Raw genomic sequence first — 7612 nt, forward strand, 5'->3', positions numbered from 1 at the left:
TGTGGCCCCCGGCCGGCAGCCGCGAGTCGGCGAGTGTGAGGAGAGCTGATGACATGGGACGAGGTGCCCTCTAGAAGAGGAAGTACCGCTGCGCCATCGGCAGCTCGCGCACGGGCTCGGGCTCCCACACCTCGCCGTCCACGGTCACCGTGAAGGTGTCCGGGTCGACGCGGATCTCCGGCAGCGCGGTGTTCTCCGGCATGTCCGCCTTGGTCAGCCGCGTCGTGTCGGTGACCGGGGCCAGCCGCCGGTCGATCGCCAGCCGGTCGCCCAGGCCTGCCTCGAGCGCCGCCGGCGCCACGAAGTGCAGCGACGTCAGCGCCGGCACCTTCCCGTACGCGCCGAACATCGGCCGGGGCAGCTGCGGCTGCGGGGTGGGGATGGAGGCGTTGGCGTCGCCCATCTGCGCCCAGGCGACCATCCCGCCCTTGAGCACCGCGTGCGGCCGGACGCCGAAGAACTCCGGGTCCCAGAGCACCAGGTCGGCGAGCTTGCCCGGCTCCACCGAGCCGACCTCGCCGTCGATGCCGTGCGCCACGGCCGGGCAGATCGTGTACTTGGCGACGTACCGGCGGGCCCGCAGGTTGTCCGCCGCGCCGTCGCCGGCCAGCGACCCGCGCTTGCGCTTCATGACGTGCGCCGTCTGCCAGGTCCGCAGGACGACCTCGCCCACGCGCCCCATCGCCTGGGCGTCGGAGCCGATCATCGAGATGGCGCCGAGGTCGTGCAGCAGGTCCTCGGCGGCGATCGTCGTCGGCCGGATCCGGCTCTCGGCGAAGGCGAGGTCCTCCGGCACGGAGGAGTCCAGGTGGTGGCAGACCATGAGCATGTCGAGGTGCTCGTCGAGGGTGTTCACCGTGTGCGGCCGGGTCGGGTTGGTGCTGCTGGGGAGCACGTTCGGGTGCCCGGCGACGGTGATGATGTCCGGCGCGTGACCGCCCCCGGCACCCTCGGTGTGGTACGCGTGGATGCTCCGCCCGGCGATCGCGGCGAGGGTGTCCTCGACGAAACCGGCCTCGTTGAGCGTGTCCGAGTGCAGCGCCACCGGGACGCCGTTGCGCCCGGCCACGGTGAGGCAGGCGTCGATCGCCGCCGGTGTGGAGCCCCAGTCCTCGTGCAGCTTGAACCCGCTGGCCCCGGCGCGCAGCTGCTCCTCCATCGCCTCCTGCGAGACGGTGTTGCCCTTGCCCAGCAGCGCGACGTTGACCGGCCACGGGTCCATCGCCTCGAGCATGCGGGCCAGGTACCAGTCGCCGGGGGTGATGGTCGTGGCCTTGGACCCCTCGGCCGGGCCGGTGCCCCCGCCGATGAGCGTGGTGACGCCGGAGCCCAGCGCCGTCGGGACGATCTGCGGGCAGATGAAGTGCACGTGGCAGTCGATGCCGCCGGCGGTGAGGATCCTTCCGTTCCCGGCCATGACCTCCGTGCCGGGGCCGATGACCAGGTCCGGGTGGACGCCGTCCATCGTGTCGGGGTTGCCCGCCTTGCCCAGGGCCACGACCCGCCCGTCGCGGACGCCGACGTCGGCCTTGACGATCCCCCAGTGGTCGAGGACGACGGCGCCGGTGATCACCAGGTCGGGGGCGCCCTCGGCGCGGGTGGCGCGGCCCTGGCCCATCGACTCGCGGATGACCTTCCCGCCGCCGAACACCGCCTCCTCGCCGGCGCGGCCGGGGCCGCCGCAGCGGTCCTCCTCCACCTCGATCAGCAGGTCGGTGTCGGCCAGCCGGACGCGGTCGCCCGTGGTGGGGCCGTACAGCTGGGCGTAGCGCTCGCGGGACAGCCGCACCATCAGCCGAGCCCTCCCTCTGCGGTCAGGCCGGGAACGACGCGCCCCCCGGCGAGCGGCACCAGCGTCACCGTGCGGGTGATGCCCGGCTCGAAGCGGACGGCGGTCCCGGCGGCGATGTCGAGCCGGTGCCCGTGCGCGGCGGCGCGGTCGAAGGCCAGCGCCCGGTTGGTCTGGGCGAAGTGGAAGTGCGAGCCGACCTGGACCGGGCGGTCGCCGGTGTTGGTCACCTCGAGCTCCAGTCGCGGCGCGCCCTCGAGCGTCTCGACGACCCCCTCGGCCGGGAGGACCTCGCCCGGGATCACGGGATGGGGTGGTGGACGGTCACCAGCTTGGTCCCGTCCGGGAAGGTCGCCTCCACCTGCACCTCCTCGAGCATCTCGGGGACGCCGTCCATGACGTCGTCGCGGGTGAGGACGGTGCGTCCCGACTGCATGAGCTCGGCCACCAGGACGCCGTCGCGGGCGCCCTCCAGCACGTGGTCGGTGACGACCGCCGTCGCCTCCGGCAGGTTCAGCCGCAGGCCCCGCGCGCGCCGCCGGCGGGCGAGCTCTGCGGCGTAGGAGAGCAGCAGGCGCTCCTGTTCGTGCGGGGTGAGGTGCACGCGGGGTCCTCCGGGGGTCGGCAGCCTCCGGACGCTAACCGCCGCATGTGTCGGGGCCGTTACCGGAGCGGTCGGAAGAACTCCCGGACGTCGGCCACCAGCTGCGCCGGGCGCTCCATCGCCGCGAAGTGGCCGCCGCTGTCGTGCTCCCGCCAGAACCGGACGTCGGTCAGCTGCCGCTGCGCCCACGCGCGGGGCGGCACGAAGATCTCCCCGGGGAACATCGACACGCCGGTGGGGACGTCGACCCGCGGCGTCCGCTCCTCCGGCGCGCGGGCCATCTCCCAGTACATCCGCGCCGACGACGTCGCCGTGCCGGTGAACCAGTAGACCGAGACGTCGTCGAGCAGCCGGTCGACGCCCAGGGCTCCGACCGGGTCGCCTCCGGTGTCGGTCCAGGCGTGGAACTTCTCGAGGATCCACGCGCACTGGCCCGCCGGGGAGTCGGTCAGGCCGTAGCCGAGCGTCTGCGGGCGCGTGCGGTGCTGGTGGCTGTAGGCCGAGCCGTCGTCGCGGAAGGCGCGCAGCCGGTCCAGCGCCCGCTGCTCGCGCTCGTCGAACTCCGTCTGCCCCTCCGGCGGGGCGGTCACGACCATGTTGAGGTGCACGCCGACGACCCGGTCGGGGTGCCGCGCGCCGAGGTTGGCCGACACGAACGACCCGATGTCCCCGCCCTGCGCGCCGAAGCGCTCGTACCCGAGCCGGCGCACGAGCTCCGCCCAGGCGTCGGCGGTCCGCGCCGGCCCCCACCCGGGGGCGGACGGCCGGCCGCTCCACCCGTAGCCGGGCAGGGAGGGGACGACGACGGAGAAGGCGTCCCGCGGGTCCTCCGGGTCGGTGAGCGGACCGACGACCTCGAGGAACTCCACCACCGAGCCGGGCCAGCCGTGGGTGAGCACCAGCGGGAGCGCTCCGTCGTGCGGGGAGCGGACGTGCAGCGCGTGCACCCGCAGCCCGTCGATCTCCGTGACCACCTGGGGGAACGCGTTGATCCGCCCCTGCCGCGCCGGCCAGTCGTACTCGTCGGCCCAGTAGCGGCAGACCTCCTGCAGCACCGCGGGTGGCACCCCCTGCGACCAGTCGTCCACCGTCGGCGGGTCGGGCCACCGGGTGTCGCGGAGCCTGCGGCGCAGGTCGGCGACCGCGGCCGCCGGCACGTCGACGGTGAAGGGGCTGACGACGTCGTCCACGGCCCCGACCGTATCGGCGGTTGACGTCCGAGCTGCTCAGCTTCGGGATCAACCTGCCCGTCTGGGCGCTCACGGACGCCGGCCAGGCGCCGGGCGGCGGCATCACCGGCGGCGTCCTGTCGCTCTACGTCACGGTGCTCGTCGTCTACGTGCAGTCGGTGACCCAGCTGCTGCCGTTCGCGATGGGGATGAGCATCAGCCGGCGCACGTTCTCCCGCGGCACCGCCCTAATCGCCGTCGTCTCCGCCGTCGTCCACGGCATCGCGCTGTCGATCCTGACCGATATCGAGGACGCCACCGGTGGGTGGGGCGTCGGGCTGCACTTCTGGACTCCCGGTCCCGTCGACGTCGACGACTGGGCCCTGCAGATCGTGGTGTCCGGCGCCCCGATGCTCGCGGCCGCCGCTCTCGGCGTCTCCTTCGGCGTGGTCGTGAAGCGCTGGGGGCAGCTCGGCCTCTGGAGCACGGTGGTCGGCGCCCTGCTGGTCTTCGGCGGGCTCGCGATCCTCGTGAGTGTGGTGGCGGCAGGGCTGTCCTTCGCCGGCCTCCGCCGGATCGTCCCCTGACGCAGAGCAGACGCACGGAGCCCGACAGGGCCCCGGTTTCGTCACCACGGATCCGGGGCTCTTCCACGTCCGTGTCCCGGAGACGGGGAACGCAGAAGGGCCCCCACCGGTGGTGGAGGCCCTTCTGGGAATGGTTGTCCGGCGGCGTCCTACTCTCCCACCCCGTCTCCAGGGCAGTACCATCGGCGCTGAGAGGCTTAGCTTCCGGGTTCGGAATGGGACCGGGCGTTTCCCTCTCGCCATGACCGCCGTAACACTGTGAACACGACAACCCCGGAATCGACATCGAGTCGATCGACATCGAGTCGATACGGGTTGGTGCGTTCAGAACCGCACAGTGGACGCGAGAACACCTCTTGTTGCTCGACAGGCCCCCCGCGAAACGAAGGGGGTGTGTGGTCAAGCCCTCGGCCTGTTAGTACCGGTCAGCTCCACACCTCACGGTGCTTCCACTTCCGGCCTATCAACCCGCTGGTCTGGGCGGGGGCCTTACCCGGTTGACCCGGTGAGAGACCTCATCTCGAAGCGAGCTTCCCGCTTAGATGCTTTCAGCGGTTATCCCTGCCGAACGTAGCCAACCAGCAGTGCACCTGGCGGTACAACTGGCACACCAGAGGTTCGTCCGTCCCGGTCCTCTCGTACTAGGGACAGCTCTTCTCAAGTCTCTTACGCGCACGGCGGATAGGGACCGAACTGTCTCACGACGTTCTAAACCCAGCTCGCGTACCGCTTTAATGGGCGAACAGCCCAACCCTTGGGACCTACTCCAGCCCCAGGATGCGACGAGCCGACATCGAGGTGCCAAACCATCCCGTCGATATGGACTCTTGGGGAAGATCAGCCTGTTATCCCCGGGGTACCTTTTATCCGTTGAGCGACACCGCTTCCACATGCCGGTGCCGGGTCACTAGTCCCAGCTTTCGCTCCTGCTCGACCCGTCAGTCTCACAGTCAAGCTCCCTTGTGCACTTGCACTCGACACCTGATTGCCAACCAGGCTGAGGGAACCTTTGGGCGCCTCCGTTACATTTTGGGAGGCAACCGCCCCAGTTAAACTACCCACCTGACACTGTTCCTGATCCGGATCACGGACCGAGGTTAGACATCCAATTCGACCAGAGTGGTATTTCAACGGCGACTCCACCGACACTGGCGTGCCGGCTTCCCAGTCTCCCACCTATCCTACACAAGCCGAACCGAACACCAATATCAAGCTGTAGTGAAGGTCCCGGGGTCTTTCCGTCCTGCCGCGCGTAACGAGCATCTTTACTCGTAGTGCAATTTCGCCGAGCCTGTGGTTGAGACAGCTGAGAAGTCGTTACGCCATTCGTGCAGGTCGGAACTTACCCGACAAGGAATTTCGCTACCTTAGGATGGTTATAGTTACCACCGCCGTTTACTGGCGCTTGAGTTCTGAGCTTCGCGCACACGAGGTGCACTAACCCGTCCCCTTAACGTTCCAGCACCGGGCAGGCGTCAGTCCGTATACATCGTCTTACGACTTCGCACGGACCTGTGTTTTTAGTAAACAGTCGCTTCTCACTGGTCTCTGCGACCCCCCTCCGCTGCCCCGCGCGAGGCGGTTCACGGGCGAGGGTCCCCCTTCTCCCGAAGTTACGGGGGCATTTTGCCGAGTTCCTTAACCACAGTTCGCTCGATCGCCTTGGTATTCTCTACCTGACCACCTGAGTTGGTTTGGGGTACGGGCCGCTCGGAACTCGCTAGAGGCTTTTCTCGGCAGCATAGGATCATCGGATTCGCCTCATTCGGCTATGCGTCAGGCCTCACCCTGCATGCGGCGCGGATTTGCCTACGCCACGGGCCACACCCTTGCACCGGTACTACCACTCACCGGCCCGACTACCTTCCTGCGTCACCCCATCGCTTGCCTACTACCAGTTCGGGTCCCCAGCTACTCCCACCCGACACCCCGAAGGGCGACGAGCGGTTTCGGTGGGTCAGCATCGCTGGGTTCAGCATGGGCGTTCCTTCGCGGGTACGGGAATATCAACCCGTTGTCCATCGACTACGCCTGTCGGCCTCGCCTTAGGTCCCGACTCACCCTGGGCGGATTAGCCTGGCCCAGGAACCCTTGGTCTTCCGGCGGGGGAGTTTCTCACTCCCCTCTCGCTACTCATGCCTGCATTCTCACTCGCGTGGCGTCCACGGCTGGATTCCTCCGCCGCTTCACCCGCCACACGACGCTCCCCTACCCACCCACACACCTGGCCGGCCTCCACGAGTGGAGAACCGGCGGGCTACATGTGTGAGTGCCACGGCTTCGGCGGTGTGCTTGAGCCCCGCTACATTGTCGGCGCGGAACCACTTGACCAGTGAGCTATTACGCACTCTTTCAAGGGTGGCTGCTTCTAAGCCAACCTCCTGGTTGTCTCTGCGATCCCACATCCTTTTCCACTTAGCACACGCTTAGGGGCCTTAGCCGATGATCTGGGCTGTTTCCCTCTCGACTACGAACCTTATCGCCCGCAGTCTCACTGCCGCGCTCTCACTTACCGGCATTCGGAGTTTGGTTGACGTCAGTAACCTTGTGGGGCCCATCGGCCATCCAGTGCTCTACCTCCGGCAAGAAACACGCGACGCTGCACCTAAATGCATTTCGGGGAGAACCAGCTATCACCGGGTTTGATTGGCCTTTCACCCCTACCCACAGCTCATCCCCCAGGTTTTCAACCCTGGTGGGTTCGGTCCTCCACGCGGTCTTACCCGCGCTTCAACCTGGCCATGGGTAGATCACCCGGCTTCGGGTCTAGAGCACGCGACTACCACGCCCTGTTCGGACTCGCTCTCGCTACGGCTACCCCCCACGGGTTAACCTCGCCACGTACCGCTAACTCGCAGGCTCATTCTTCAAAAGGCACGCCATCACCGCCGCGCACGAGGCGCGATTCACGGCTCTGACGGCTTGTAGGCACACGGTTTCAGGAACTATTTCACTCCCCTCCCGGGGTACTTTTCACCTTTCCCTCACGGTACTCGTCCGCTATCGGTCACCAGGAAGTATTCAGGCTTAGCGGGTGGTCCCGCCAGATTCACACCGAATTCCACGGGCTCGGTGCTACTTGGGAACACGTGAACAAGGAGAGACCAGGTTTTCGTGTACGGGGCTCTCACCCTCTCCGGCGACCCCTTCCAGAGGCCTTCCACTAACCACGGTCTTTTCTGACTCCCCGCTGCTCCGGCAGAAACAGCACGCACGGTCCCACGACCCCGCTTCCACAACCCCTGCCGGGTATCACATGGAAACGGTTTAGCCTCATCCGCTTTCGCTCGCCACTACTCACGGAATCACGGTTGTTTTCTCTTCCTGTGGGTACTGAGATGTTTCACTTCCCCACGTTCCCTCCACACGCCCTATGTGTTCAGGCGCGGGTCACACCACATGACTGGTGCGGGGTTTCCCCATTCGGACACCCTCGGATCAACGCTCGGTTGGCAGCTCCCCG

The 7612-nt window shown here is 67.5% G+C and carries 5 protein-coding genes and 2 rRNA genes (1 of these 7 only partly in view); 1 reads left to right on the forward strand and 6 read right to left on the reverse strand.

Annotated features, from left to right (window positions below; translation table 11 throughout):
* Positions 1 to 70: 70 nt before the first annotated feature.
* Genes JD79_RS05580 through JD79_RS05595 form a run of 4 tightly spaced genes read right to left on the reverse strand, consistent with a single transcriptional unit; the run spans position 71 to position 3583 of the window.
* Positions 71 to 1792, reverse strand: a complete 1722-nt coding sequence (locus JD79_RS05580; protein WP_110004718.1) for an urease subunit alpha — start codon at positions 1790 to 1792, stop codon at positions 71 to 73.
* Positions 1792 to 2094 carry an urease subunit beta gene (locus JD79_RS05585; RefSeq protein ID WP_110004719.1) on the reverse strand — a complete coding sequence of 101 codons (303 nt, stop codon included), beginning with the start codon at positions 2092 to 2094 and terminating at the stop codon, positions 1792 to 1794. Before JD79_RS05585 ends, JD79_RS05580 begins: the two co-directional genes overlap by 1 nt.
* Positions 2091 to 2393 (reverse strand): urease subunit gamma, encoded by a 303-nt coding sequence (locus JD79_RS05590; protein WP_110004720.1) that lies wholly within the window; start codon positions 2391 to 2393, stop codon positions 2091 to 2093. Before JD79_RS05590 ends, JD79_RS05585 begins: the two co-directional genes overlap by 4 nt.
* Before the next feature lie 59 nt (positions 2394 to 2452).
* Positions 2453 to 3583: an epoxide hydrolase family protein gene (locus JD79_RS05595; protein WP_110004721.1), complete on the reverse strand. Its 1131-nt coding sequence runs from the start codon at positions 3581 to 3583 to the stop codon at positions 2453 to 2455.
* A 20-nt stretch (positions 3584 to 3603) separates the two neighbouring features.
* Between JD79_RS05595 and JD79_RS05600 the strand changes: the two genes are divergently transcribed.
* Complete coding sequence (locus JD79_RS05600) at positions 3604 to 4149, forward strand: hypothetical protein (RefSeq protein WP_110004722.1); 546 nt, start codon at positions 3604 to 3606, stop codon at positions 4147 to 4149.
* Positions 4150 to 4285: 136 nt separating this feature from the next.
* Here JD79_RS05600 and rrf read toward each other — a convergent pair.
* Together rrf and JD79_RS05610 are read right to left on the reverse strand one after the other, a co-directional pair.
* Positions 4286 to 4402 (reverse strand): 5S ribosomal RNA (gene rrf / locus JD79_RS05605).
* 142 nt (positions 4403 to 4544) lie between these two features.
* Positions 4545 to 7612, reverse strand: a 23S ribosomal RNA gene (locus JD79_RS05610) (it continues 78 nt past the right edge of the window).

This window comes from Geodermatophilus normandii (assembly GCF_003182485.1).
Classification (GTDB): Bacteria; Actinomycetota; Actinomycetes; order Mycobacteriales; family Geodermatophilaceae; genus Geodermatophilus; species Geodermatophilus normandii.

Bases quoted from the DNA above. Each gene is read 5' to 3' on its own strand.
- JD79_RS05580 (WP_110004718.1), bottom strand. From the start codon at position 1,792: ATGGTGCGGCTGTCCCGCGAGCGCTACGCCCAGCTGTACGGCCCCACC.